At 71.8% G+C, this 25,245-nt stretch carries 19 protein-coding genes; 9 read left to right on the plus strand and 10 right to left on the minus strand.

What is annotated here, in order from left to right:
* Nucleotides 1-393 precede the first annotated feature (393 nt).
* The 5 genes from ABZX90_RS01135 (at nt 394) to ABZX90_RS01155 (ending at nt 7,264) form a co-directional block, all read left to right on the plus strand.
* Nucleotides 394-2,655: a HAMP domain-containing protein gene (locus ABZX90_RS01135; RefSeq protein ID WP_351121277.1), complete on the plus strand. Its 2,262-nt coding sequence runs from the start codon at nt 394-396 to the stop codon at nt 2,653-2,655.
* A gap of 6 nt (nt 2,656-2,661) precedes the next feature.
* On the plus strand, nt 2,662-4,611 hold the full coding sequence (pgsB, locus tag ABZX90_RS01140; protein ID WP_355200643.1) for a poly-gamma-glutamate synthase PgsB: 1,950 nt from the start codon (nt 2,662-2,664) through the stop codon (nt 4,609-4,611).
* A complete protein-coding gene (locus ABZX90_RS01145) occupies nt 4,608-5,090 on the plus strand; it encodes a poly-gamma-glutamate biosynthesis protein PgsC/CapC (RefSeq protein ID WP_266763537.1) in 483 nt (160 codons plus the stop codon). Before pgsB ends, ABZX90_RS01145 begins: the two co-directional genes overlap by 4 nt.
* A gap of 37 nt (nt 5,091-5,127) precedes the next feature.
* Nucleotides 5,128-6,186, plus strand: a complete 1,059-nt coding sequence (locus ABZX90_RS01150; protein ID WP_351121273.1) for an NlpC/P60 family protein — start codon at nt 5,128-5,130, stop codon at nt 6,184-6,186.
* A 61-nt stretch (nt 6,187-6,247) separates the two neighbouring features.
* Nucleotides 6,248-7,264: a hypothetical protein gene (locus tag ABZX90_RS01155; RefSeq protein ID WP_355200645.1), complete on the plus strand. Its 1,017-nt coding sequence runs from the start codon at nt 6,248-6,250 to the stop codon at nt 7,262-7,264.
* A 216-nt stretch (nt 7,265-7,480) separates the two neighbouring features.
* On the opposite strand, the gene ABZX90_RS01160 is transcribed toward ABZX90_RS01155, so the two are convergent.
* From ABZX90_RS01160 to ABZX90_RS01180, 5 genes are all read right to left on the minus strand, one after another.
* Nucleotides 7,481-9,616 (minus strand): 3-hydroxyacyl-CoA dehydrogenase NAD-binding domain-containing protein, encoded by a 2,136-nt coding sequence (locus tag ABZX90_RS01160; RefSeq protein WP_355200647.1) that lies wholly within the window; start codon nt 9,614-9,616, stop codon nt 7,481-7,483.
* Nucleotides 9,613-10,839 carry an acetyl-CoA C-acyltransferase gene (locus ABZX90_RS01165; RefSeq protein WP_351130466.1) on the minus strand — a complete coding sequence of 409 codons (1,227 nt, stop codon included), beginning with the start codon at nt 10,837-10,839 and terminating at the stop codon, nt 9,613-9,615. The genes ABZX90_RS01160 and ABZX90_RS01165 overlap by 4 nt, the downstream gene beginning before the upstream one ends.
* Before the next feature lie 807 nt (nt 10,840-11,646).
* The gene (locus tag ABZX90_RS01170; protein ID WP_351130465.1) at nt 11,647-12,924 is read right to left on the minus strand and encodes a ribonuclease D; all 1,278 of its coding nucleotides are present in this window, start codon (nt 12,922-12,924) and stop codon (nt 11,647-11,649) included.
* Between the two features lie 156 nt (nt 12,925-13,080).
* Complete coding sequence (locus ABZX90_RS01175; protein ID WP_019073943.1) at nt 13,081-13,743, minus strand: response regulator transcription factor; 663 nt, start codon at nt 13,741-13,743, stop codon at nt 13,081-13,083.
* A 280-nt stretch (nt 13,744-14,023) separates the two neighbouring features.
* Nucleotides 14,024-14,692 (minus strand): DUF3000 domain-containing protein, encoded by a 669-nt coding sequence (locus ABZX90_RS01180; protein WP_351130464.1) that lies wholly within the window; start codon nt 14,690-14,692, stop codon nt 14,024-14,026.
* Nucleotides 14,693-14,877: 185 nt separating this feature from the next.
* Here ABZX90_RS01180 and hemE point away from each other — a divergent pair, with 185 nt between their 5' ends.
* Entirely contained in the window at nt 14,878-15,945 is a 1,068-nt protein-coding gene (hemE, locus tag ABZX90_RS01185; RefSeq protein WP_351130463.1) for a uroporphyrinogen decarboxylase, read from the plus strand.
* A gap of 20 nt (nt 15,946-15,965) precedes the next feature.
* Here hemE and ABZX90_RS01190 read toward each other — a convergent pair whose 3' ends face one another.
* On the minus strand, nt 15,966-16,784 hold the full coding sequence (locus ABZX90_RS01190) for a rhomboid family intramembrane serine protease (RefSeq protein ID WP_355200649.1): 819 nt from the start codon (nt 16,782-16,784) through the stop codon (nt 15,966-15,968).
* Nucleotides 16,785-16,984: 200 nt separating this feature from the next.
* Between ABZX90_RS01190 and ABZX90_RS01195 the strand changes: the two genes are divergently transcribed.
* Complete coding sequence (locus ABZX90_RS01195) at nt 16,985-17,317, plus strand: hypothetical protein (RefSeq protein WP_351130462.1); 333 nt, start codon at nt 16,985-16,987, stop codon at nt 17,315-17,317.
* Nucleotides 17,318-17,419: 102 nt separating this feature from the next.
* On the opposite strand, the gene ABZX90_RS01200 is transcribed toward ABZX90_RS01195, so the two are convergent.
* Both ABZX90_RS01200 and ABZX90_RS01205 read right to left on the minus strand, forming a co-directional pair.
* Complete coding sequence (locus ABZX90_RS01200) at nt 17,420-18,832, minus strand: FAD-dependent oxidoreductase (protein WP_355200651.1); 1,413 nt, start codon at nt 18,830-18,832, stop codon at nt 17,420-17,422.
* A gap of 27 nt (nt 18,833-18,859) precedes the next feature.
* Entirely contained in the window at nt 18,860-19,948 is a 1,089-nt protein-coding gene (locus tag ABZX90_RS01205; RefSeq protein ID WP_355200653.1) for a DUF4349 domain-containing protein, read from the minus strand.
* 267 nt (nt 19,949-20,215) lie between these two features.
* Here ABZX90_RS01205 and hemG point away from each other — a divergent pair, with 267 nt between their 5' ends.
* Entirely contained in the window at nt 20,216-21,706 is a 1,491-nt protein-coding gene (gene hemG, locus ABZX90_RS01210; RefSeq protein WP_351130457.1) for a protoporphyrinogen oxidase, read from the plus strand.
* 4 nt (nt 21,707-21,710) lie between these two features.
* Complete coding sequence (gene hemQ, locus ABZX90_RS01215) at nt 21,711-22,442, plus strand: hydrogen peroxide-dependent heme synthase (protein ID WP_355200655.1); 732 nt, start codon at nt 21,711-21,713, stop codon at nt 22,440-22,442.
* A 65-nt stretch (nt 22,443-22,507) separates the two neighbouring features.
* Here hemQ and ABZX90_RS01220 read toward each other — a convergent pair whose 3' ends face one another.
* Both ABZX90_RS01220 and ABZX90_RS01225 read right to left on the minus strand, forming a co-directional pair.
* Complete coding sequence (locus tag ABZX90_RS01220) at nt 22,508-24,229, minus strand: alpha/beta hydrolase (protein WP_355200657.1); 1,722 nt, start codon at nt 24,227-24,229, stop codon at nt 22,508-22,510.
* A gap of 121 nt (nt 24,230-24,350) precedes the next feature.
* Nucleotides 24,351-25,148 carry a TIGR04222 domain-containing membrane protein gene (locus tag ABZX90_RS01225; protein ID WP_351130453.1) on the minus strand — a complete coding sequence of 266 codons (798 nt, stop codon included), beginning with the start codon at nt 25,146-25,148 and terminating at the stop codon, nt 24,351-24,353.
* Between the last annotated feature and the right edge of the window lie 97 nt (nt 25,149-25,245).

A 25,245-nucleotide genomic window follows, 5' to 3' on the forward strand; every position in this document is an offset into this window, starting at 1 on the left:
GCTGCCCGTGCCGCGGGCCGCGAGCCGACGCTCGGGTCCGCCCGTGCCGACGGCGGCAGCCCCGGGGGACCTGGTCCGGGTCCCGAGTCCGCGCCGCCGGAGCGGTGGGGAAATCGATCCGAACCGGAACCGATCAGTCCTGCCCGAACATGTCCACCCGAAACGTGATGTTGCTCAGATCACTTTGAATCCGTGCAACTTCCCGTCGCCTTCGCCGGTCTGACACGCGCAGAGACTCAGTTTTCCCTTCTGTGCCTCTGCGCCTTTGTGTCACGCCCGCACCCGCAAGCAGGCCGCTTCCGTGCTCGTCTGCCCGTACAACCGCTTGAGAGGACCAGTCCGTTGGCGCCATCGCCCCCGGCGCGGCAGCACCGTGCTCGCCGCAGAGCTGATATGTCGCTGCTCGGCGGCATACGGCCGCCCATAGCGGTCCTGTCAGCGCTCCTCCTCTCGCTCGCGGCCGTCACGGCGCTGGTGCTCGGTCCGGCCGGTGACAGCAGCCTGCCGAAGGCCGTCCAGACGTCGCAGCAGCACTTCGCGGAGGACGGCGCGATCGCCATGCGCGCCTCCATCGACGAGTCGGTGACCGACCTCGACCGCTCCGCCGCGTTGTTCAGCGCGGGCGCGCCGGTCTCCGGCGACACCGTGCTCGACAAACTGGGCAACACGTACCAGAAGTGGATGGGTACGGCGGTCATCGAGATCCGGTCGGGCAAGCTCGTCGCGACCCGCGGCGAGACCGTCCCGCTGACCTCCCTCGACCGGTCCACGCTCAGCGACGAGGGCGGGCTCGCGCCCCGCATGGTGCGCCTGGAGAACGGCGAGGTCCGGCTGCTGTCCTTCGCGCTGCTGTCCTGGCCGGGCAAGCCCCAGCTGCTTCTCGTCGCCTCCAACAGCCTCAAGTTCCCCGGCATCAGCCTCGGCCAGTTCCGCTCCATCGCGGTCGTGGACCGTACCGGGGCGATCCTCAGCAGCGACGGCATCCCCGAGCCCGAGCAGGTCCTCACCGACCTCCAGCGCGAAGAGGTCGCCGCGTCGAACAAGCAGCTCAAGTCCTTCGCGAAGAAGGCGGCGAGCAAGGCCGGGGAGCACCCGCTCAGCACCAAGGAGCCCGGTGCCGGCGGTTACCTGGGCGTGAGCGGCAGCCTGCTCGGCGGCACCTTCCTCAGCGACCGGTCCGTCGCAGGGTACGCCACGCTCTCCGCGCCGCAGCCCGGCGAGACCACCACCGCGACCGCCCTCGGCCTCACCGTGGTCGCCATGGTGAAGGTCGCCGAGGACCCCACCCGGTCCACCTCACCCGTCTTCGGCCTGATAGCGGGCGGCGCCCTCCTGATCATCGGCGGCATCGCCGTCGCCGTGCTGCTCGGCACGGTGCAGCGGCCGCTCATCCGGCTCTTCCTGGAGTCGCGCCGCCTCACCCGCGGCGACCTGGCGCGCCCGGTGAGCGTCCCCGGCTACGGCGAGGCCCGCCGGATCGGCACGGCCCTGGAACGACTGCGCGGCCAGCTGCTCGGCGAAGACGCGGAGCGGAACGAGGCCGCGCCCCGCCCGCGCGGCCCGCGCCGCATCGGAACCCGCGCCCTGCTCGCCGTCTGCGCTGTCCTGCTGCTCGCCTGGTCGGCCCCGCTGCTGCTCATCCTCAACCGTGCCGACGGCACCGTCGTCGTACCGCAGCAGCTCGTGAACGACCAGCGCGAGCGCACCGACACCCTCACCGACCGGGTGCGCCGGGCGCTCAACGAGGGCGAGGCCGACCTCCAGTCCGTGGCCACGCTGATCGGCGACCGCACCACCCCGGACGACATGACCAAGGTGCTGGACCGCACGCTCAACCAGCACCTGCGCTACCAGTCGCTCTACGTCGTCGACGCCTCCGGCGACGTGGTCGCCCAGGTCGGCGACAAGCCCCGCGAGGCGCGGCCCAAGCCCGCCACCGCCGACCCCATCCAGCTGCTCGGCCAGGGAGGCAAGAAGCCGCTCGTGGTCGGCACCGCCGAGATCCCCGGCCGCGACGGGTCCGCGCTGGTCGGTGAGTTCCGGCTCGACTTCCTCAACTCGGTGCTCAAGAGGCCGGGCCTCGGCGTCGTACGCCTCGTCGACGACCAGGGCAAGGTCATCGCGGGCAACACCGGCTACCTCGCCTTCCAGTCGCTGCCCAACCAGCGCCTGAAGGACCTGGTCTTCGCGTCCGGGCAGAAGGTCGGCAAGTCGGCGCACGCCGCCGGTGTCCTCTACCGCGAGGGCGGCGTGCAGATCGCCGCCGCGGCTCCCTTCGTGGGAGGCGGCCCGGCCAAGCAGCTCGGCTGGACCGTCGTCAGCTGGCAGCCCGCGGACCGGCTCGCCATCCCCGAGTACGACGTGCAGCACCGCACGGTGCTCGCCGGACTGCTGGGCGCCGCCGCCGCGGCCGCCTGCCTCGGCTGGATGCACATCGTGGTGGCCCGGCCGTTGCGCGCGCTGGCCGGCCAGGCCGAGGCGCTGGCCGACGGCGACCGCAAGACCGTCCTCTTCCCGCGCAACCACGACGAGGTCGGCGCGGTCACCCGCTCCCTGGAACTCGTCCGCCAGCAGCTACAGGAACAGCGCAAACAGCAGCCGTCCCCGCGCCGGAGCGCACCCGGCACCGCGCACCAGCAGCACGTAAGGAACTGATCAGCCGTGCTCTTCCTCTTCACCGTCCTGGTGGTGTGCTGCGCGATCCTGCTGGTGGCGGGCATCGTCGAACAGCGACGGCACTTCACCAACCTGGACAACATTCCCACCCGGGTGCTGGTCAACGGCATCCGCGGCAAGTCGTCCATCACCCGGCTGTGCGCGGGCGCGCTGCGCGGCGGCGGGCTGACCACGGTCGCCAAGACCACCGGTACGGCGGCCCGGTTCATCCACCCCGACGCCACCGAGGAGCCGGTCTACCGCAAGTTCGGCATCGCCAACGTCGTCGAGCAGATCGGCATCGTCCGGCGCGCGGCCGCGTACAACCCGGACGCCCTGGTCATCGAGTGCATGGCCGTCATGCCGGCCCTCCAGGAGATCAACCAGTCCAAGCTGATCCGCTCCACGATCGGCGTTCTGTGCAACGTCCGTGAGGACCACCTCGCCGAAATGGGCCCCACCCTCGACGACGTGGCCCGCTCGCTCTCCCGGTCCATGCCGGAGGGCGGCATCTGTGTCACCGCCGAGCAGGAGCGCTTCGCGATCCTCCAGGAGGAGGCCGACTCCCGCGACTGCAAGCTGATCTACGCCGACCCGGAAACGGTCACGGACGAGGAGCTGCGCGGCTTCAGCTGGTTCACCTTCAAGGAGAACGTGGCGATCGCGCTCACCGTCGCCGAACTCCTCGGCGTGGAGCGGGAGACGGCGCTCCAGGGCATGTACGACGCGCCCCCGGACCCCGGTGTCCTCTCCGTCGAGCGGTATGTCACCGAGGACGGCAAGAAGCTCCGCTTCGCCAATGTCTTCGCGGCCAACGACCCCGAGTCGACGCTGATGAACATCAACCAGCTGCTCGATCTCGGCGCCATTCACCGTCCGCTCAACGTGGTCATCAACTGCCGTCCCGACCGCGTCGAGCGCAACGGGCAGATGGGCGAGATCATCCCCGAGCTGGACCCCGAGAGGGTGTTCGTGATCGGCCACCCGGCCAAGAGCGCCATCGACGCGATGCCCGCGGAGTACCGCTCCCGCGCGGTCGACCTCGGCGGCGACCGCCGCGACCCCGAGGAGTTCATGCGGCAGCTGCTCGGCGAGCTCGGCGCGGAGAGCTCGCTGGTGGCCATCGGCAACATCCACGGCCAGGGCGAGCACCTGCTGGAGCACCTCGCCGAACTCCCCGCGGACGACAGCGCGGACGACGGCGCGGACGAGAACGCCGCAGGTGACGCCGAGCGCGCCGGCCTGCCCGGCGACACGGCCGACCAGCCGCGTGTGCCGACGGCCGTGCGCGAGCACGTCGAGACCGTGCAGCTGTACGCGCCGCGGATCGACCCGTACCAGCCGTACTCGGAGGCGTACGAGACGCGGTACGCAGCCCACACCAACGTCCCCGCACAGCGCACCGCGGACCACCCGTACCCCCAGCAGGGCCGGCCGCAGCCGACGCCCGAGCAGCAGGGCCGTCCGCGCGGGGGCCGCTCCCAGCAGGGCCGGCCGCAGGCCGGGCATCAGCAGCAGGTTCAGCCTCAGCAGGGTCACCCGCAGGCGACGCACGACCAACAAGGTGGGTCTCACCAAAGCCGGCCGCAGGTGGCGCACCCGCAGATGGACCCGCTGGGTGCGTCCGCGCCGGAGGGTCGGTCGCGGCGGGCGCGCCCCGAATACCCGCAGCAACCACAGCAGCACCAAGTGGAACAGCCGCACCAGCCGGAGTACCCGCACCAGCAGCATCAGGCGGAGCACCCGCACCAGAGCCACCAGCCGGAGCAGGCGTATCGGCCCGAGCAGGCCCGTGAGCCATGGCCGGACGTGTCGCAGGGACCCGCCGACACGCGGCCCCAGCCGCCCGGGTTCGGTGAACAGCCCGGATCCCGTGGCCTGTTCGAACCCCGCGTACCTCCCACAGACCCCGACGCCGACCCCCAGCGGTGGCGCAGCCCAGGAGAGCCCCGTTGATCCCCTCCGTCCTCACCCCCGAGATCGCCGCGATCGGCATCGGCCTGGGCCTGATGTTCTCGCTGATCTGCTACCTCACCACCAACCTCTCGCCCGGCGGCATGATCACCCCGGGCTGGCTGGCGCTCACCCTCATCGAGGACCTGCAGCGCGCAGCGCTCGTCCTCGGCGTGACGGTTCTGACGTACGTCACCACCCTGCTGCTCCAGCGCTTCGTGATCCTCTACGGCAAGCGGCTGTTCGCGGCGGTCGTGCTGACCGGCGTACTGATCCAGGCGTCCGTGATCATCGTGCTCCAGATGGAGTTCCCGCTGCTGTACGCCAATCAGACCCTGGGTTTCATCGTCCCCGGTCTCGTCGGCTACCAGCTGGTGCGCCAGCCCAAGGGGGCCACGCTGCTGTCCACCGGCTCGGTCACGCTCGCCACCTATGTCGTGCTGACCGCCGGAATCCTTCTCGGCGCCATGCCGTCCGCCTGAGCCCGCCTCTCTCTTCGGAACCTCTGGAGCCGTCACCATGCCGAAGCGCAAAGGCCGTCCCGTCCTCCACGCGGCCACGGTCCTCGCGCTGCTCGCGGGCAGCGCCTACTTCACCTTCGAACTCCGCAAGGACGAGGAGGCGAAGGTCCCGGCCGTGCAGGCCGTCACCGACAAGCCAGACCTGGAGAACTCGGGCAAGGCCACCGGTAAGCAGACCTGGGAGCGCCTGAACAATCCGACCCGCTCCGTGCTGCGCGGCGAGAACGGCGACATCCTCGCCACCTTCACGGACGGCGCCCGCACCGCGACCCTCCGGGGCCCCTCCCGCACCTTCACCGAGCCGGCCAACACCCAGTCCCGTGTGGTGACGCAGGACTGGGTGCGCCTGATGCCGGAGGCCTGGCGCAAGGGTGCCGAGAAGGAGAAGTGGTTCAAGGACTGGTTCAAGGAGTTCTACGGCAGCGAGGCCGACGACATCTTCGCGATCGCCTTCCAGTACGTCGACGGCGCACCGGTGAAGAAGGACGACGAGGGCGTCCCGTACGCGGGCGACGCGGTCTTCGGCCCCTTCAAGGAGGGCGGCGTCGACCGCCTCGAACAGAACGACTTCTACGACTACCTCGGCATCAACTACACCTTCCGCGACGGCACCTCGATGGTGGCGCGCAAGGAGCGTTACCGCGCCCTGGACTGCTCCGGGTTCATGCGCATGATCTGGGGCTACCGGGCCCGCTATCCGCTGATGGCGACGAATCTCTCCGGCGACGGACTGCCGCGCAGCGCCGACGGCATGGCCCGATCGAAGATCGGCGTCGACATCCTGAAGCTCTCCGGGCCGTCCCCTTGGTACACGCGCCCCAAGAACATCGACGTGGTCCAGCCCGGTGACCTCCTCTTCTTCAAGATGGACCACCGCACCGGCAACCACCTGGACCACGTCGCCCTGTACCTGGGCGTGGACACCGACGGCCACCGCGTCTTCGTCTCCAGTCGCAAGGAGGTCAACGGACCGACCATGGGTGACAAGGGCGGTGCCTCCCGGATCGACGGCAACGGCTTCTACGCCGGGCTGCTGCGCAGCGCCAAGCGACTGTGAGCGATTGACCGGTGCGGGGGCGGGCCTCGGCGAGCGGCGCGCCCCCGATTAAGGTGAACCGGTGAACGTCGACTGGCTCATACGTGGCCGCGACGGCAGGCTCAGTGCGTACCTGCTGTCGGAGGCCGCCGTCCGCTGCCGGGCGGAGCGCGGACCCGGTGGCCCTTGGGACCCTCCGCGCACCATGGGCGGTGCCCAACGCCTGCACTCCGTTCTGGCCCTGGGCCAGGGCCCCGACCGCTATACGCACCTGGTCTCCTGGCGTCCGACGGTCCGCGACCAGTCGGGTCTCGTCCACTCGACCCACTACCGGCCGGATCTCGCCGCCCTCGACTGGCACCCGATAGGTCACCCCGACCGCACCGGGGACCGGACCGGCAACCCCGCCGTCGCGGTCGACGCGGAGGGGCGCGCCCATGTCTTCGTACGCAACAAGGGCGGCGGAGTGAGCATGGTCGGCCAGAAGCAGAAGGGCGGCTGGGGGCCCTGGCGCGACCTCAAGGGACATGACGTCCATGGGGACTTGGCGGCCGTGACCGGGGACTCCGGCCGTGTCGAGCTGTACGCGGCCGTCCCGGGCGGCGTTATGCACTGGCGCCAGGAGGAGGCGGGCGGGATACCCGCCCTGGACGAGGCGCTGGAGGCACCGGTCCGCCCGGGCACCCTGCGCGCGATCGCGACCTCGGCGGACTCCACCACACTCTTCTTCACCGACGACTCGGGCGATGTGTGCGTCTGGCGCCCCGGCACCAAGCCCGTGGCCCTGCTGGCTTCGGCCGGCCCGGGTCCGGTCTGCGTCATCCGCGTCGAACTCGACGGCCACGACTGCACGTTGCTCGCCCAGCGCTCGGCGAGCGGACGGGTGGCCTTCGCCGCCTATCCGACCGAGGACGAGTCGGCGGGTGCGTGGTGGACGGAGTCGGGGCCGGAACTCCCCGCCGACGCCCTGGTGTCGCTGGCGGAGGACGAGGAGGGCCGTGTCGTCGCCGCGACTCTCTCCCCGAGTACCGGCGAGCTCCTGGTCACCCGTCGCAAGGACGAGCCGGGAATCGCCCTGGAGGCGTGGCGCCCGGTCTGACGCCGTCGGCCCGGGGCAGGCCGCGGCCAGTTCATGACCTGGCCGCGGCCTGCCCCGGGCTCAGCCCTTCCGGCGGCAAGTCCGCGGCGTAGAAGGGGAGTACGGCGGTGGGCGGTGCCGACCGCTGGGCGTACGCAGGCAGTTGGTCCGGATGTGAAGCCGAAAGAGGGCCCCCGCCAGAAGCGGAGGCCCTCTTTCGCGTGTGCCGTAAGGCCGTTACGCGGGAACGGAAGCCACGCCGGGCTCCAGGAACCGCTTCCCGGTCACCCGCTCGGAGACACCCTCACGGTCCAGGTACGGCGTGATGCCGCCCAGGTGGAAGGGCCAGCCCGCGCCGGTGATCAGGCACAGGTCGATGTCCTGGGCCTCGGCGACGACGCCCTCGTCGAGCATGAGCCCGATCTCCTGGGCGACCGCGTCGAGGACCCGGGCGCGCACCTGCTCCTCCGTCAGGACGACGTCGCCCTGCTTGAGGAGAGCCGCGACCTCGGGGTCCAGCTCCGGCTTGAAGCCGTTCTCGGCGGAGTAGACGTAGAAGCCGCGCTTGCCCGCCTTGACGACGGCCGCGAGGTTCGGGGAGACCGTGAAGCGGTCCGGGAAGGCCCGGTTGAGGGTCTCCGAGACGTGCAGGCCGATCGCGGGGCCGACCAGTTCGAGGAGGACCAGCGGGGACATCGGCAGGCCGAGCGGCTCGATCGCCTTCTCTGCGACCTCGACCGAGGTGCCCTCGTCGATGACGTTCTGGATCTCGCCCATGAAGCGGGTCAGGATGCGGTTCACGACGAACGCCGGGGCGTCCTTGGTGAGAACCGCGGTCTTCTTCAGCTTCTTGGCGACGGCGAACGCCGTGGCGAGCGAGGCGTCGTCCGTCTGCTCGCCGCGCACGATCTCCAGGAGCGGGAGGATCGCGACGGGGTTGAAGAAGTGGAAGCCCACGACCCGCTCGGGGTTCTTCAGCTTCGACGCCATCTCGGTGACCGACAGCGAGGAGGTGTTGGTGGCGAGGATCGCGTGCGCCGGGGCGACCGCCTCGACCTCCGCGAACACCTGCTGCTTGACGCCGATCTCCTCGAACACGGCCTCGATGATGAAGTCCGCGTCGGAGAAGCCCTCGGCCTTGTCCAGCACACCGGAGACCAGGGCCTTCAGGCGGTTGGCCTTGTCCTGGTTCACGCGGCCCTTGAGCAGCAGCTTGTCGATCTCGGCGTGGACGTAGCCCACACCCTTGTCGACGCGCTCCTGGTCGATGTCCGTGAGGACGACCGGGACCTCCAGGCGGCGCAGGAAGAGCAGGGCGAGCTGCGAGGCCATCAGGCCCGCGCCCACGACGCCCACCTTGGTGACCGGACGCGCGAGGGACTTGTCCGGCGCACCCGCCGGACGCTTGCCGCGCTTCTGGACCAGGTTGAAGGCGTAGATACCGGAGCGCAGTTCGCCACCCATGATCAGGTCGGCGAGCGCCACGTCCTCGGCGTCGTAGCCCTTCTGCAGGTCGCCGTCCTTGGCCGCGGCGATGATGTCCAGCGCGCGGTAGGCGGCCGGGGCGGCCCCGTGCACCTTGCTGTCGGCGATGGACCGGCCGCGCTCGACGGCCTGGTCCCAGGCCTCGCCGCGGTCGATCTCCGGGCGCTCGACGGCGATGTCGCCCTTGAGGACGGAGGCCGTCCACAGCAGCGACTGCTCCAGGAAGTCCGCACCCTCGAAGAGCGCGTCGGCGATGCCGAGGTCGTAGACCTGCCCGCCCTTGAGCTGCTTGTTCTGGTTGAGCGAGTTCTCGATGATCACCGAGACGGCCTTGTCCGCACCGATCAGGTTCGGCAGGATCGTGCAGCCGCCCCAGCCGGGCACCAGACCGAGGAAGACCTCGGGGAGCGAGAACGCCGGCAGAGCCGCGGAGACGGTCCGGTACGAGCAGTGCAGACCGACCTCGACGCCACCGCCCATCGCCGCGCCGTTGTAGTACGCGAAGGTCGGGACCGCGAGGCCCGACAGTCGCTTGAAGACCTCGTGGCCGCCCTTGCCGATGGCGAGCGCGTCCTCGTGCTTCTTGAGCAGCTCGACACCCTTGAGGTCGGCGCCGACCGCGAAGATGAACGGCTTGCCGGTGACACCGATACCGACGATCTCGCCGGCCGCGGCCTCCTTCTCGACCTGGTCGATGGCGGCGTCGAGCTTCGCCAGCGACGCGGGGCCGAAGGTGGTCGGCTTGGTGTGGTCGAAGCCGTTGTCCAGGGTGATGAGCGCGAAGCGCCCGGCACCGAACGGCAGGTCGAGGTGGCGTACGTTCGCGGACGTCACTACCTCGTCGGGGAACAGCTCGGCTGCGCCCTTCAGGAGTTCAGCGGTGGTCACTTGTCGCCTCCGGCGTCCTTGTGGTGCGGGTTCTCCCAGATCACCGTGGCGCCCATGCCGAAGCCGACGCACATGGTGGTGAGGCCGTAACGGACCTCCGGCTGCTCCTCGAACTGGCGGGCCAGCTGCGTCATCAGACGCACGCCGGAGGAGGCCAGCGGGTGGCCGTACGCGATGGCGCCGCCGTACTGGTTGACGCGCGCGTCGTCGTCGGCGATGCCGTAGTGCTCCAGGAAGGCGAGCACCTGAACGGCGAAGGCCTCGTTGATCTCGAAGAGGTTGATGTCCTCGATCGAGAGGCCGGCCTTGGCGAGGGCCTTCTCGGTGGCCGGGATCGGGCCGTAGCCCATGACCTCCGGCTCGACGCCCGCGAAGGCGTACGAGACGAGGCGCATCTTGACCGGCAGGCCGTTCTCGCGGGCGAAGTCCTCGGAGGCGAGGATCGACGCGGTCGCACCGTCGTTCAGACCGGCGGCGTTACCGGCGGTGACACGGCCGTGGACGCGGAACGGGGTCTTCAGGCCGGACAGGTTCTCCAGCGTGGTGCCCGGACGCATCGGCTCGTCGGCGGTGACCAGGCCCCAGCCGGTCTCACCGACCTCCGCGTTGGTGTTGCGCACCGAGATCGGCACCAGGTCCTGCTGGATCTTGCCGTTGGCGTACGCCTTGGCGGCCTTCTCCTGCGAGCGCACGGCGTACTCGTCGGCGCGCAGCTTGGTGATGGTGGGGTAGCGGTCGTGCAGGTTCTCGGCGGTCATGCCCATGAACAGGGCGGACTCGTCGACCAGCTTCTCGCTGACGAACCGCGGGTTCGGGTCCACGCCCTCGCCCATGGGGTGGCGCCCCATGTGCTCGACACCGCCGGCGATGACGGCGTCGTACGCACCGAAGGCGATGGAGCCCGCGGTGGCGGTGACGGCGGTCAGCGCGCCCGCGCACATGCGGTCGATGGAGTAGCCGGGGACCGACTGGGGGAGCCCGGCGAGGATGCCGGCCGTGCGGCCCAGGGTCAGACCCTGGTCACCGATCTGCGTGGTCGCGGCGATGGCGACCTCGTCGATCTTCTTGGGGTCAAGACCGGGGTTGCGGCGCAGCAGCTCCCGGATGGCCTTCACGACGAGGTCGTCGGCGCGGGTCTCGTGGTAGATGCCCTTCGGGCCCGCCTTGCCGAACGGGGTGCGGACGCCGTCTACGAAGACGACGTCCCTGACGGTACGAGGCACGATGGCTCTCCTCCAGATGCGGGATGGCACTGCTGCGCGGACACACGCCTGAGCGCGCGCTCAGCACCCATGCTACTTACGAGTAACCAACCTGCCCAGTCCCGAGGCCGGGAGCGGCGAAGGTCACATCCCCAAGGTCTACGCGTTCTCGGCCCGGCCCGCCGTGTACCGGCGCCGGGACCGGCGCGCCGCCCCGGGTCCGCCACGCCGACGGCCGTGACGGACGGCCCGTGTGCTGCCGCCCGGCCTGCGGCGACGGCGTTTCGGGGCGGCCGGACGTCCACTGTGGCGGGCAGCCGCCAGGGGGCGGTGCGGCCGGGCGGCCCACGATCTTGGCGTGATCTCGTCGTCCCGACGACGCGCCGATTCCGCTTCAAGGACCCGTTCGGAGCACACGGTGCGTACGGGGGAGGCGATCGAGGCGGACGGGGCCGCGTGATCGGGCCCGCCCCCAGCGCTGTGTCACCTCTTTTGTGCCCGTGCCCTACAGTCGCCGGCCGACGACCGCTTCCCGTGGGGGTGGCCGGGCGGACAGCTCCCGGGCGGCCTTCCGGATGACCGGGCCACGGGCGGCCTTTCGGATGACCGGGCCGAGGCGCCCATCCGGGCGAGCACGTCCTGGGCGGCCTCCGGACGACCGGGACTGGCGCGGCCTGCTGGGCGGACGAGGTGCCAGACCCAGATCACCTGCTGGGCGGGCAGGTTCTGACCGTGTCCGAGGGGCCGTCCGGACGAGCAGGTCCTGCGCGGCCCGCTGGGGACAGGTTCCAGGGCGCCCGCCGCGCGGACAGACGGCCCCGACCGTTCCTAGGCGGTCTTCAGGGACAGCGCCGTCACCAGCACCGGCGTGACCAGTTCGACCTGCCAGGGCCGTGCCCCGCAGCCGGTGAGCGCCGCGCCGACGGACTCCGCGTCCGGCGTCGCGGGCGGCTCCCAGCACACGCGGCGCACGGTGTCCGGGGTGATCAGGTTCTCCTGCGGCATGTTCAGCTGCTCGGCCAGCGCCGACACGGCTGCCCGCGCGGCGGAGAGCCGGGCGGCGGCGGCCGGGTCCTTGTCGGCCCAGGCCCGCGGCGGGGGAGGTCCGGTCACCGTCTGCCCCGGCTGCGGCAGCTCGGCGTCCGGCAGCGCCTTCGCCCGGTCTACCGCGGCCTGCCACTGCTCCAGCTGGCGCCGGCCCATACGGTGCCCGAAGCCGTTCAGCGCGGCCAGGGCGTGCATGTTGGCGGGCACGGCCAGGGCTGCCTCGACGATCGCCGCGTCCCCGAGCACCTTGCCCGGCGAGATGTCCCGGCGCTGCGCGACCCGGTCCCGGGTCTCCCACAGCTCCCGGACGACGGCCATCTGCCGACGGCGGCGCACCTTGTGCATCCCGGACGTACGGCGCCAGGGGTCCTTGCGCGGCGGCGCGGGTTCGGCCTGTGCGATCGCGTCGAACTCCTGCCGGGCCCATTCGAGCTTGCCCTGCCGGTCGAGTTCCTTCTCCAGGGCGTCGCGCAGGTCGACGAGGAGCTCCACGTCGAGCGCGGCGTAGCGCAGCCAGGGCTCGGGCAGCGGGCGCGTCGACCAGTCGACGGCGGAGTGCCCCTTCTCCAGGACGAAGCCGAGAACGCCCTCGACCATCGCGCCCAGGCCCACCCGGGGGAACCCGGCCAGACGCCCGGCCAGCTCGGTGTCGAAGAGGCTGGTGGGGATCATGCCTATCTCGCGGAGACAGGGCAGGTCCTGGGTGGCGGCGTGCAGGACCCACTCGGCACCGGAGATCGCCTCGCCGAGACCCGACAGGTCGGGGCAGGCGACGGGGTCGATCAGCGCGCTGCCGGCGCCTTCGCGGCGCAGCTGCACCAGATAGGCGCGCTGGCCGTACCGGTAGCCGGACGCGCGTTCGGCGTCGACGGCCACGGGGCCGGATCCGGCGGCGAAGGCGGCGATCACCTCGGCGAGCGAGGCGTCGTCGGCGATCACGGGCGGAATGCCTTCTCGGGGCTCGAGCAAAGGGGTCGGCGCCGATTCGACGTCGTCCGGAGGGCCGCCTCCGGTGGTTCGCAGTGAGCTGTCTGCTGCGGTCTCTTGGGCGTCGGTCACCTGTCAAGGGTATCTGTGTATGGACAACGCCCGCCGACGGAACGTTCCGTCGACGGGCGTCGGATGGTCGTAAACCAGTCAGGCAGGCGAAAGATCCGGTTCACGTACCAGGGTGGGGGCCGGGGCAGGGGAGGGCGGGGTGGTGCCGGGGAGGGGTCAGTGGATGATTCCGGTCCGCAGGGCCACCGCGACCATTCCGGCGCGGTCGCCCGTGCCGAGCTTGCGGGCGATGCGGGCGAGGTGGCTCTTGACGGTGAGCGCGGACAGGCCCATGGAGACGCCGATGGCCTTGTTCGACTGGCCCTCCGCGACCAGTCGAAGGACCTCGACCTCACGGCCGGACAGTTCGCGGTAGCCGCCCGGGTGGCTCGGGGCACCCGGGGGGCGGCGGTGCATACGGGCGGCGGCCGAGCCGATGGGCGCGGCGCCGGGCCGGGTGGGGAGCCCGACGTTCGTACGGGTGCCGGTGACGACGTAGCCCTTGACGCCGCCCGCGAGGGCGTTGCGCACGGCGCCGATGTCGTCGGCTGCGGAGAGGGCGAGGCCGTTGGGCCAGCCCGCGGCTCGGGTTTCGGAGAGGAGGGTGAGGCCGGAACCATCCGGCAGGTGGACGTCGGCGACACAGATGTCGCGCGGGTTGCCGATTCGGGGACGGGCCTCCGCGACGGACGACGCCTCGATGACGTCGCGCACTCCGAGCGCCCACAGATGGCGGGTGACGGTGGAGCGGACCCGGGGGTCGGCCACGACCACCATGGCGGTCGGCTTGTTCGGGCGGTAGGCGACCAGGCTTGCGGGCTGCTCGAGGAGAACGGACACCAGGCCTCCTGGGGTGCGGGACGGGGACCGGCTCTGGGGGTCGAGCCAGGACGAACCGTGCTTTCAAGGTCACAGACGTCTTCGGCATCAAACCCATCGACCTTTAGAGAATGATCACGATGTGGTGAGTAATAATCTGTGCAATTCGGACATGCGGTCGATCATCCGAAGATCGAACCGAGTCGTTCCGCGTCGATACGCGGCCGAAAGTGGTCGTATCGACAATCGGCCGGTAAGGAAACGGAAAGGGCGCGCGCGTCGGCGCGCGCCCTCTCGGCGGTCAGCGGGACTGTGGTCCCCGGCGCTGCGGCAGGGTGACGACCGAGGCGTCACCCGGAGTCACCGGCGGCAGTCCGGCGATCTGGCACAGCAGATCGCACCAGCCCGCGAGGTGCGCGGCGGTGTCGGGGACGCCGCCGAGGCCCTCCCGGGGTGTCCACGACGCGCGGATCTCGATCTGCGAGGCGGCCGGGCGCTCGGCGAGCCCGCCGAAATACTGGGAGCTCGCGCGCGTGACAGTGCCGCTCGCCTCGCCGTACGAGAGCCCGCGGGCCTGGAGCGCGCCGGTCAGCCATGACCAGCAGACCTCGGGGAGCAGCGGGTCGGCGGCCATCTCCGGCTCCAGCTCCGCGCGGACCAGCGTCACCAGACGGAAGGAGCCCTGCCACGCGTCGTGCCCGGCCGGGTCGTGCAGCAGGACGAGGCGGCCGTCGGCCAGATCCTCGTCGTCGGCGACGACCGCGGCCTCCAGCGCGTACGAGTACGGAGCCAGGCGCTGCGGTGGTCGCGTCGGGTCGATCTCGATGTCCGGCCGCAGCCGCGCGGCCCTCAGTGCGTCGACGGCAGCCCGGAAGGGCAACGGGGCCGTCTCCGCCGCATTCCTGTCCTCCTCCTTCGCGTCGTCCATTCCGCCAGCGCCGTCCGACAGTCGTCCCTGAGCCGCAGCCATGCGGGGAAGATTAAGGGGAACGGAGCCCGCGCGCAGGGAGAGACACCCGTGCGTGGGACCCCTGTCCGGATCGCGGTGCGCGAACACGGCTGTCCAGGGGAGCCGTCCCGGGCGCCGGAACCGGGGCGGCGGGCGCACCCGGGCCCGGGACGGGGATGTCCGTGAGCCGTGGGAGACTTTCCGTCGTGAGCGCCAACCACAGCCCCGCCGGGCAGCAGCCGACAGCCACGTACGAGTCCGCCTTCCTCAAGGCGTGCAGGCGCGAGCCCGTGCCGCACACGCCCGTGTGGTTCATGCGCCAGGCCGGTCGCTCACTGCCCGAGTACCTCAAGGTGCGCGAGGGCATCCCCATGCTGGAGTCCTGCATGCGGCCCGACCTGGTCGCCGAGATCACGCTCCAGCCGGTCCGCCGGCACAACGTGGACGCGGCGATCTACTTCAGCGACATCGTCGTCCCGCTGAAGGCCATCGGCGTCGACCTGGACATCAAGCCGGGCGTCGGCCCGGTCGTCCAGAACCCGATCCGCACCCGCGCCGACCTGGCCCAGCTGCGCGATCTGACCCCCGAGGACGTCTGGTACGTCACCGAGGCCATCGGGCTACTGACGGCCGAACTCGGCGAGACCCCCCTCATCGGTTTCGCGGGGGCGCCTTTCACCCTCGCGAGCTACCTCGTCGAGGGCGGTCCGTCCAAGAACCACGAGCACACCAAGGCGCTCATGTACGGCGACCCGCAGTTGTGGGCCGACCTGCTCGACCGTCTCGCCGAGATCACCTCGGCCTTCCTGAAGGTGCAGATCGAGGCGGGCGCGAGCGCCGTCCAGCTCTTCGACTCCTGGGTCGGCGCGCTGGCACCCGCCGACTACCGCCGCTCGGTGATGCCCGCGTCCACCAAGGTCTTCGACGCCGTCGCCTCGTACGGCGTGCCGCGCATCCACTTCGGCGTCGGCACCGGTGAGCTGCTCGGCCTCATGGGCGAGGCCGGCGCCGACGTCGTCGGTGTCGACTGGCGCGTCCCGCTCGACGAGGCCGCCCGCCGTGTCGGCCCCGGCAAGGCGCTCCAGGGCAACCTCGACCCCGCGGTCCTGTTCGCCCCCACCGAGGCCGTCGAGGCGAAGACCCGCGAGGTGCTCGACGCCGCCGCCGGTCTGGAGGGCCATGTCTTCAACCTCGGCCACGGCGTCCTGCCCAGCATGGACCCGGACTCCCTGACCCGCCTCGTCGAGTACGTCCACACGCAGACGGCCCGCTAGTTCGGCGGACCCTCGCCGGCTCACCAGCTGTGCCGCGCCTGTCTGCCGAACAGCAGGCGGCGCGGTTCGGGCGGGGGCGGGGTGCCGGGGCGCAGCGGCCAGGCCAGGAGCATGCCGGCGAGGAAACCGACGACGTGCGCCGCGTAGGCCACGGTGCCCGCGGCGGGCACGGCGGCGCCGGACGAGTACGCCGCCTGGAGCACGAACCAGAAGCCCAGCACGAGCCACGCGGGCAGCCGGAGCGGCAGGAACACCAGGAACGGGACGAGGACCCAGACCCTGGCCTTCGGATACAGCACCAGATACGCGCCGAGGACCCCGGCGATCGCCCCCGAGGCGCCGATCAGCGGGTCGCCCGAGTCGGCGTTCACCAGCGCGAAGCCGTATGCCGCCGCGAAGCCGCAGGCCACGTAGAACAGCGTGAACCGCACATGTCCGAGCCGGTCCTCGATGTTGTTGCCGAAGATCAGCAGGAAGAGCATGTTGCCCAGCAGGTGCAGCCAACTCCCGTGCAGGAACATCGCCGTGACCACCGACAGCGGCGGCGACTTGTCGTAGCCCGGCGGGCCCACCACACAGCCCGCCCCGTGCGGCCCGGCACCGACCGCGCCGGTCGGCACCAGCCGGGGCATCTGATGATGGATCAGTTCCTGCGGTACGGCCGCGTAGTGGTCCATGAACGCGCGCAGATGGCACAGCTGCGACAGCGCGCTGTCCCCGGCCACCGATCCGGCGAGGCCGGGGGTGTAGAGGAACACGAGGACATTGGCGGCGATCAGCGCGTACGTCACATAGGGCGTGCGCCGCACCGGGTTCACGTCATGGACGGGAATGACCACAAGGAAGTACTGCCCCCGATGCGCGGGGTGAATCCGCGCTCCAGCGGGCCCGGGGTGCCGTGCGACCGGTGCGGTGGCCGGCGCGGTCTCCCACTGAACACATGTGCCACCGCAGCCGTATGTCTCCTCGACCGCCCGCGCCGCGGTGATGCCGCCACGCGGGAACGACGCGACGATGTGACGACGTGAGGACACAGGCGATGAACGACCGGACAACTCCTCCGATGCATGCCCTTCCCGACGGTGAGGCGGAGATCGCCCTGGTGCTGCACCTCCCGTGGGAGGACGTCGCCTCGCTCGGCCAGGAGGCGGGACGGCTCGCGGCCCGGCTGCAGCGGCCGGTGACGCTGGACGAGGCCGTCAGCCACCGCCTGCGGTCCTCCCGGTCGGCCGCGCACGCGAAGCCGGCCCAGGCACCGCCCGCGGTAACGGCACCGGCCTCGGTCTCCTCGCTGCCGGCCCGGCCGCCCGCGGAGCAGGCCCGGCAGGCGATCGACCGGATCAACGGGACCGCCGGACACGAGTCCGCGTAGCGGCGCGGCGCCGCCGCGGGCCGTCGACCTGGCGTCGACCGTGCCCGCCCGGCACGGCAGCCGACGTGCCGTCCCGCCCGTCCCGCACCCGGCCCGCGTCCGTCACGGGGCGCCGTGCCGCACCTTCGCCACCGCTTTGCGGGCCGCCACCAGGACGGGGTCCCAGACCGGGGAGAAGGGCGGCGCGTAGCCGAGATCCAGGGTCGTCATCTGCTCCACCGTCATGCCCGCGGTCAGCGCCACCGCCGCGATGTCCACGCGCTTCGCCGCACCCTCCCGGCCGACGATCTGCACGCCGAGCAGCCGCCCCGTGCGGCGCTCCGCGAGCATCTTCACCGTCATGAGGGCGGCGTTCGGGTAGTAGCCCGCACGGCTCGTCGACTCGATGGTGACGGTCTCGAACTGCAGCCCCGCCCGGCGCGCGTCCTTCTCGCGCAGCCCGGTGCGCGCGATCTCCAGATCGCAGACCTTGCTCACCGCCGTCCCGACGACACCGGGGAACGTGGCGTACCCGCCGGCCACGTTGGAGCCGATGACCTGCCCGTGCTTGTTCGCGTGGGTGCCCAGCGCTATGTGCCGTTCGCGCCCGGAGACCAGGTCGAGCACCTCGACGCAGTCGCCGCCCGCCCAGATGTTCTCGTGCCCCCGCACCCGCATCGCCAGGTCGGTGAGCAGCCCGCCGTGCTCGCCGAGCGGCAGCCCCGCCGCCCGGGCGAGCGTCGTCTCGGGACGTACGCCGATGCCGAGCACCACCACGTCCGCCGGGTAGATGGCGTCCTCCGTGACGACCGCGCGGACCCGCCCTCCCCCATCGCCGGTGAGGAACGAGGTGACCGCGGCGTCGTCGACCATGGTGATCCCGAGGCCCTCCATGGCGGTGTGCACCAGCCGGCCCATGTCCGGGTCGAGCGTGGACATGGGTTCCTTGCCGCGGTTGACGACCGTCACCTGGTACCCGCGATTGATGAGCGCCTCGGCCATCTCCACGCCGATGTAGCCCGCGCCGACGACCACCGCGCGACGGCCCTCGGTCGCCGCCAGCGTGTCGAGCAGGGCCTGTCCGTCGTCCAGGGTCTGCACACCGTGCACGCCCGGCGCGTCGGCGCCCGGCAGGTCGGGGCGGATCGGACGCGCGCCGGTCGCGATCACGAGTCTGTCGTACGACGTCCACGCCTCGGCCCCGGTGTCCAGCTCCCGGGAGCGCACCCGGGCGCCCGAGACGTCGATCTCGGTGACCTCCGTACGCATCCGCAGGTCGATGGCGCGCTTTCGGTGTTCCTCGGGGGTCCGCGCGATCAGCCGGTCGCGTTCGGAGACGTCGCCGCCCACCCAGTACGGGATGCCGCACGCCGAGTACGACGTGAAGTGGCCCCGCTCGAACGCCACGATCTCCAACTCGTCCGGACCGCGCAGCCGACGCGCCTGTGACGCGGCGGACATGCCCGCCGCGTCACCGCCGATGACGACCAGTCGTTCCCGGGCCCCGCCACTACCGCTCGTACGGCTCATGCTCATACGAACACGCTACGGGGGCCCGGCATTTCAGTCCTCCTCACCGCCCTTCGGCGCGGCCGCGGTCCCCGACGAAGGGTCGGTGGCCGGCGCGGTAGCCGGCTCGGAAGCAGGGCGGGAGGCCGGAACCGGGGCCGTCCTCGGACTCGTGGCAGCAGGCGAGGAGGGGCCCGAAGCCGGGGCCGCGGACGAACCCGAAGGCACCGCCGGTGAGGCACCCGAAGGCACCGCGGTGGCCGGACCCGAAGCCCCCGCCGGGGCCGGGCGGCGGCGCAGCCGGGGACTCAGCAGACGCATCCACACCAGGACGATCAGGGCCAGGGCCGCCGCGAAGGGGAGCAGCGCCCCGACCGCCAGGGCCAGCCAGCGCACCATCGTGACCAGCACGTCCCAGCCGCCCTGGAGCGCGTCGAGGAATCCCGGGTCCTCGTCCTTCTTCTCGGCCTTCTTCACCGGGGTCTCGGACAGCGAGAGCGTGATCGTGGCCAGGCTCGTGCGGTCCTTCAGCGACGCCTGCTGGGCGAGCAGTGCCTCCAGGTCGGCCTCCCGGCTGCTCAACTCCCCTTCCAGGGCGACGACATCACTGAGCTTGGTCGCCTTGTCCATCAGTTCGCGGACCCGGGTCACGCTGGCGCGCTGCGACTTGACGCGGCTCTCCACGTCCACGACCTGATCGGTGACGTCCTCGGCCTTGGCCGTCCGCGCGACGACCTTGCCGGCGCCCTCCAGATCGGCGAGCACCTCGTCGTACCGCTCGGTGGGCACCCGCAGGATGACGCGGGTGCGCTCGTGGCCCCTGCCGTCACGGGTGGTGGTCTCGTTGCCGACGTAGCCGCCGGCGTTCTCGGCCGTGGTCCGGGCGTCGTCCAGAGCCCGGGGCACCTCCTTGACCACCACGGTCAGGGAAGCGGTGCGGATGATGCGGTTCACCGTCACCTTGGGCGGGGCGGCCTTGCGTCCGCCCGAGCCGTCGCTCCCGGCCGCACCCGAGTCCGCCCTCTCCGCGGGGCCGGCCTTCGCGTTCCCGGCGTCCTGCGCGAACCCCTTGTCGCTGCTGCTGCCCGCCGAGTCATCGGCGGCGCCGCATCCCGCCAGCGCGAGCGCGGTGACGAGGAACATCCCGGCCAGGACCCGGGCCGTGCGGACCGGGCGTACAGGCGATGCGGGTGAGACGGACGAGACAGGTGGCACGGGTCGTGCCGGACGTCCGGAACTGCGTGTGAGCATGCGGGCCTACCCCCAGGGTGGTGACGACTGACGGTCCTTCGACGCCGGACCGGCACGGGACGTTGGCGGGATCCGGTCCCGATGCGGTCACGGTCCGGACTCGCGCCGGACACCGGGCTCCCCTCCGGAGCCGCCGACAGGGTCTGAGAAGGTGGAGTCATGCGCGAAGAGGACACTTCTACGGGTTCGGGACACGTCGTGGTGGTCGGTGGAGGGATCGCGGGACTGGCCGCCGCCCACCGCCTGCTGGGGCGAGGCGCACGCGTCACCGTCCTGGAGGCGTCCGACCGCCTGGGCGGCAAACTGCTGCCCGGCGAGATCGCGGGCACCCGCGTGGACCTCGGAGCCGAGTCGATGCTGGCGCGCCGCCCGGAGGCCGTGGACCTCGCCCGCGAGGCCGGACTCGGCGACCGCCTCCAGGCGCCCGCCACCGCGACGGCCTCCCTGTGGAACCGCGGCGTCCTGCGCCCCATGCCCAAGGGCCACGTCATGGGCGTCCCCGGCAGTGCGTCCGCCGTCGCCGGCGTCCTCTCCGAAGAGGGCCTGCGCCGCATCGAGCGCGACGCCGACCTGCCCCGCACGGAGGTCGGCGACGACATCGCCGTCGGCGAGTACGTGGCGGCACGCCTGGGCCGCGAGGTCGTCGACCGGCTCGTCGAACCCCTCCTCGGCGGTGTGTACGCGGGCGACGCCTACCGCATCTCCCTGCGCCTCGCCGTCCCCCAGCTCTACGCCGCCGCCCGCACGCACACGTCCCTCACCGAGGCCGTCCGCGAGATCCAGGCCAAGGCGGCCGCCGCCGGACAGACCGGCCCGGTGTTCATGGGCATCGACGGCGGAGTGGGCCAACTGCCGCTCGCCGTCGCGGAGTCGGTGACGGCACGCGGGGGCGAGATCCGCACCGGGACGCCGGTGACCGAGCTGCGCAGGACCGCGGCCACCGGGCCCGGCACCGCCGAGGGACCCCGCGCGGCCTGGCGTGTCGTCGCCGGAGGCCGTGTCCTGCACGCCGACGCGGTCGTCCTCGCGCTGCCCGCCCCGGCCGCCGCCGAGCTGCTGCGGGCCGAGGCCCCCGCCGCCGCGGCCGAGCTGGCCGCCGTGGAGTACGCGTCGATGGCCCTGGTGACCCTCGCCTACCGCGGCGACGACATCACCCTCCCCGAGGGAAGCGGATTCCTGGTGCCGCCGGTTGACGGGCACACCATCAAGGCGTCCACGTTCGCCTCCCGCAAATGGGGCTGGATCGCCGACCAGGACCCCGGCCTGACGGTGCTGCGCACTTCCGTCGGGCGGTACGGCGAGACGGAGGTGCTCGGCCGGGCCGACGCCGACCTCGTCCAGGTGTCCCGGCACGATCTGCGCGAGGCGATCGGGATCGAGGCCGCCCCGGTGGCGACCCGGGTGACGCGCTGGGACGACGGACTGCCCCAGTACCCCGTCGGTCACCACGCGCGCGTGGCCCGCGTCCGCGACCACGTCGGCAAACTGCCGGGCCTCGCGGTGTGCGGCGCGGCGTACGACGGAGTCGGCATCCCCGCCTGCATCGCGTCCGCGTACGCCGCCGTCGACGGGCTCGGCGGCGACACCGGCACCCTGGACACGCTGCGGGCCCACCCGGTGCAGAGCCTGCACGGCGGCGCGGGAGAATAGCCCCATGAGTGACGACGCCCCCACCACCGAGTCCGGCAGGGTCCCGAACAAGGGCAAGCTGGCCAAGGACCTCAACGAGGCCATCCGCTACACCCTGTGGTCCGTCTTCCGGCTGAAGGACGTACTGCCCGAGGACCGCACCGGTTACGCCGACGAGGTCCAGGAGCTGTTCGACCAGCTCGCCGCGAAGGATGTCACCGTCCGCGGCACCTACGACGTGTCGGGGCTGCGCGCCGACGCCGACCTCATGATCTGGTGGCACGCCGAGACCAGCGACCAGCTCCAGGAGGCGTACAACCTCTTCCGGCGCACCCGGCTGGGCCGCACTCTGGAGCCGGTCTGGTCGAACATGGCGCTGCACCGGCCCGCCGAGTTCAACCGCTCGCACATCCCGGCGTTCCTCGCCGACGAGACGCCCCGCGACTACGTCAGCGTCTACCCGTTCGTGCGTTCCTACGACTGGTACCTGCTGGCCGACGAGGACCGCCGCCGCATGCTCGCCGACCACGGCAAGATGGCCCGCGGTTACCCCGACGTGCGCGCGAACACGGTCGCCTCGTTCTCGCTCGGCGACTACGAGTGGATCCTTGCCTTCGAGGCCGACGAGCTCCATCGCATCGTGGACCTCATGCGCCACCTGCGCGCCTCCGAGGCCCGGATGCACGTCCGCGAAGAGGTCCCGTTCTACACCGGCCGCCGCAAGGACATCGCCGAACTGGTCGCAGGCCTCGCCTGACCGGCCCGGCAGAAGGCGGGCGCCCCTCCGGGGGACGCCCGCCTTTCACGTTGTCGGCCCGCCCGTCAGGGCACCTGCCGGACCGTCTTCACGGCCCCGGAGCGAGCGGAGCCCTTCGACGACGCCGTGCCCTTCGCGCGCTGCGCATCCTTCGCGCCCTTCGCATCCTTCGCGCCCCGGGTGTCCCGCGCACGGTCGTCCGGTGCCTGCGGCTTCGGCTCCTTGTGCGGTGCGCACGCCGCGCTCCGCTCGGGGAGCCGGCCCTCCAGCAGGTAGGCCTCCAGATAGCCGTTGACGCACTTGTTGGGGCCGCCGCCGATCCCGTGCGTACCGGCGCCGTTCTCGGTCACCAGCACCGAGCCCCACAGCCGTCGCTGCAGCTCCTTGGCACCCTCGTACGGCGTCGCCGCGTCCCGCTCGGCAGCCAGGATCAGCGTCGGCGGCAGCTCCCCGGGCAGCGTCCGTACGTCGAGCGGCTTCTGCCGCGGCGCGGACCAGTACGCGCACGGCAGGTTCATCCACACGTTGTCCCAGGTCTCGAACGGCGCGACCTGCGCGAGGCGGGTGTTGTCGCGGTCCCAGGTGCGCCAGTCGGTCGGCCAGGAAGCGTCGTTGCACTCCACGGCCGTGTAGACCGCGCTGCCGTTCTCCTGCTCGGCGGCAGCCTCCGGATGCGGTCCCGCCACCTGGATCAGCGGCTTCGGGTCACCCTTGAGATAGGCGGACAGCGCCAGCGCGCGCTGCGGCCAGTAGTCGTCGTAGTACCCGGCCTGCAGGAACGCGCCCTGCAACTGCGCGGGCCCCACCTTGCCGCCCGCGGGCGAGGCGGCGAGCCGCGCCCGCGCCTTCTCGTAGGAACGCAGCACCTCCTCGGGCGTGCGGCCCAGTCCGTACACATCGTCGTGCCGGGCCATCCACGCGCGGTAGTCCGCCCAGCGGACCTCGAACGCGGCCGACTGGTCGAGGTTGTTCCGGTACCAGACCTTCTCGGGGTCCGGGTTCACCGCCGAGTCGAAGACCATCCGGCGGACGTGCGAGGGGAACAGCGTCGCGTACAGGGAGCCGAAGTACGTTCCGTACGAGGCACCCATGAACGTCAGCTTCCGCTCGCCGAGCGCGGCGCGCAGCACGTCCAGATCGCGGGCGTTGTTGAGCGAGGTGTAGTGACGCAGGGCGGTGCCCGAACGCTGGGCGCAGCCACGGGCGTACGCCTTCGCCTCCGCGATCCGCTCCTTCTTGTACGCCTCCGAGGGGAACGTCGGTGACTGCGAGGGTGCCTTCAGCAGGCGTTTCGGGTCCCGGCAGGACAGCGGCGCGGAGCGGTCGACGCCGCGCGGGGCGGAGCCGACGAGGTCGTACGCGGCCCCGATCGGCTTCCACTCGGGGAGGAAGCCGATCAGCGGGAAGTACATGCCGGAGGCGCCGGGACCGCCGGGGTTGTAGACGAGGGCGCCCTGGCGCGGCACCTTCCGCTTCGAGTTCCGGGGGTCCTTGCCGGTGGCCTTGACGCGGCTGACGGTCAGTTTGATCCGCTTGCCGTCGGGGAGGGCGTAGTCGAGGGGCACCGTGACCGTGCCGCACTGGAGGGTGCCCGGCAGATGCTCCTCCTTGGCGCACTTGCCGAAGCGGATGCCCGCGGCCGCGGCGCGCTGGGCGGCGACGGCCGTGCCGCGCGTCTCGGCGGAGCCGGCCGGGCCGGGCCAGGCCGGTGTGCCGCCCGCCGGGGCGGCGACGAGGCCGGTCAGGAGCAAGGACCCTGCGGTTCCGTGGAGGACGGCAGCTCTCATTCGCGAATCCCTTCAGCGCACAGCAGCGACAGAAAGGATGTTTCGTTCGGCGGTTGGCGAAGTAAAGCACCGTTCGCCGGTGTCGGCGCCAATGACCCCGATGCGCCCCACGGCGCGCCCGTCAGCCCCCTTCGCGAGCCCCCTGCCGCCAGGCGTCGCGGTCCCGGTGCGTCAGGGCCGCCCGTACGTCCGGCTCACCGATCGCGCGGATCCCGCGAACGGCGACGGACGTGAGGTACGTACGGTCGTCGCCGGACTCGTCGGAGTGCCGGGCGAGGGTGCCGAGCAGCCGCTGCCCGGCCGGGGAGGCCCAGCGGGTGTAGGGGTGCACCTCGATCCGGGCGATGGCGAGACAGCTCACCGTCAGAATGAGCGGAAGCATGAACCAGACGGCCACCGGGACCTCGCTCCCGGTGCTCTGCGCCGGGAGCAGCAGGGCCGCGACGGCCAGCGCGAGGACCGCGGCCGCGGCGGCCTGGACCTGGCGGACGGCCTCCGCGACGGTGGTGCGGGCGCCGTCGGGGACGGCGAGGCCCGCCGCGACCAGATGGTCCGCGAGCCGGCGTACCGAGTCCGCGGCGGCCGCGGTCGCCCGCACCGGCGCTATCCGGGACTGGCCCTCCGGGCCGATGGCTCCGATGACCGAGCGCTCCATGTCGTCGCGCCCGCGCGGGTCCACCACCGTCGCCCAGCCGGTGTGCGCGAGCAGCAGCCGCTGCTGCCGGGCCATCGACACCAGGGTCAGATCGGCCACCCGGGCGGGGCCGCCGGACAGGAACGCCGCCTCGTACAGCGTGAGATCGTGCCCGCGCGCCGCGTCCGCGTCGACCGTCGCGGCGCGAAGGGCCGCCAGGCAGAGCCGGGTGCAGGAGATACCGGCCGCTGCCCAGGCCAGGAGCAGGAGAAGGACCCAGAACATGGCATTTTTCTATGCGAAGGGACCGGTCCGGCGCCATGCTTTATTCACTATGTGGGACGGAGCGTTGCCGGTATGTGACGTTCCGCTCGGCGGGCGG

Source organism: Streptomyces sp. NPDC002935, from assembly GCF_040611295.1.
Taxonomy (GTDB): domain Bacteria; phylum Actinomycetota; class Actinomycetes; order Streptomycetales; family Streptomycetaceae; genus Streptomyces.

What these genes read in the sequence shown, in the direction of transcription:
- hemG (WP_351130457.1), top strand. Translation starts at nt 20,216, where the DNA reads ATGCGCGAAGAGGACACTTCTACGGGTTCGGGACACGTCGTGGTGGTC.
- ABZX90_RS01195 (WP_351130462.1), top strand. Translation starts at nt 16,985, where the DNA reads ATGAACGACCGGACAACTCCTCCGATGCATGCCCTTCCCGACGGTGAG.
- ABZX90_RS01205 (WP_355200653.1), bottom strand. Translation starts at nt 19,948, where the DNA reads ATGTTCCTCGTCACCGCGCTCGCGCTGGCGGGATGCGGCGCCGCCGAT.
- ABZX90_RS01225 (WP_351130453.1), bottom strand. Translation starts at nt 25,148, where the DNA reads ATGTTCTGGGTCCTTCTCCTGCTCCTGGCCTGGGCAGCGGCCGGTATC.
- ABZX90_RS01200 (WP_355200651.1), bottom strand. Translation starts at nt 18,832, where the DNA reads ATGAGCATGAGCCGTACGAGCGGTAGTGGCGGGGCCCGGGAACGACTG.
- ABZX90_RS01135 (WP_351121277.1), top strand. Translation starts at nt 394, where the DNA reads ATGTCGCTGCTCGGCGGCATACGGCCGCCCATAGCGGTCCTGTCAGCG.
- hemQ (WP_355200655.1), top strand. Translation starts at nt 21,711, where the DNA reads ATGAGTGACGACGCCCCCACCACCGAGTCCGGCAGGGTCCCGAACAAG.
- ABZX90_RS01180 (WP_351130464.1), bottom strand. Translation starts at nt 14,692, where the DNA reads ATGGCTGCGGCTCAGGGACGACTGTCGGACGGCGCTGGCGGAATGGAC.
- ABZX90_RS01150 (WP_351121273.1), top strand. Translation starts at nt 5,128, where the DNA reads ATGCCGAAGCGCAAAGGCCGTCCCGTCCTCCACGCGGCCACGGTCCTC.
- ABZX90_RS01220 (WP_355200657.1), bottom strand. Translation starts at nt 24,229, where the DNA reads ATGAGAGCTGCCGTCCTCCACGGAACCGCAGGGTCCTTGCTCCTGACC.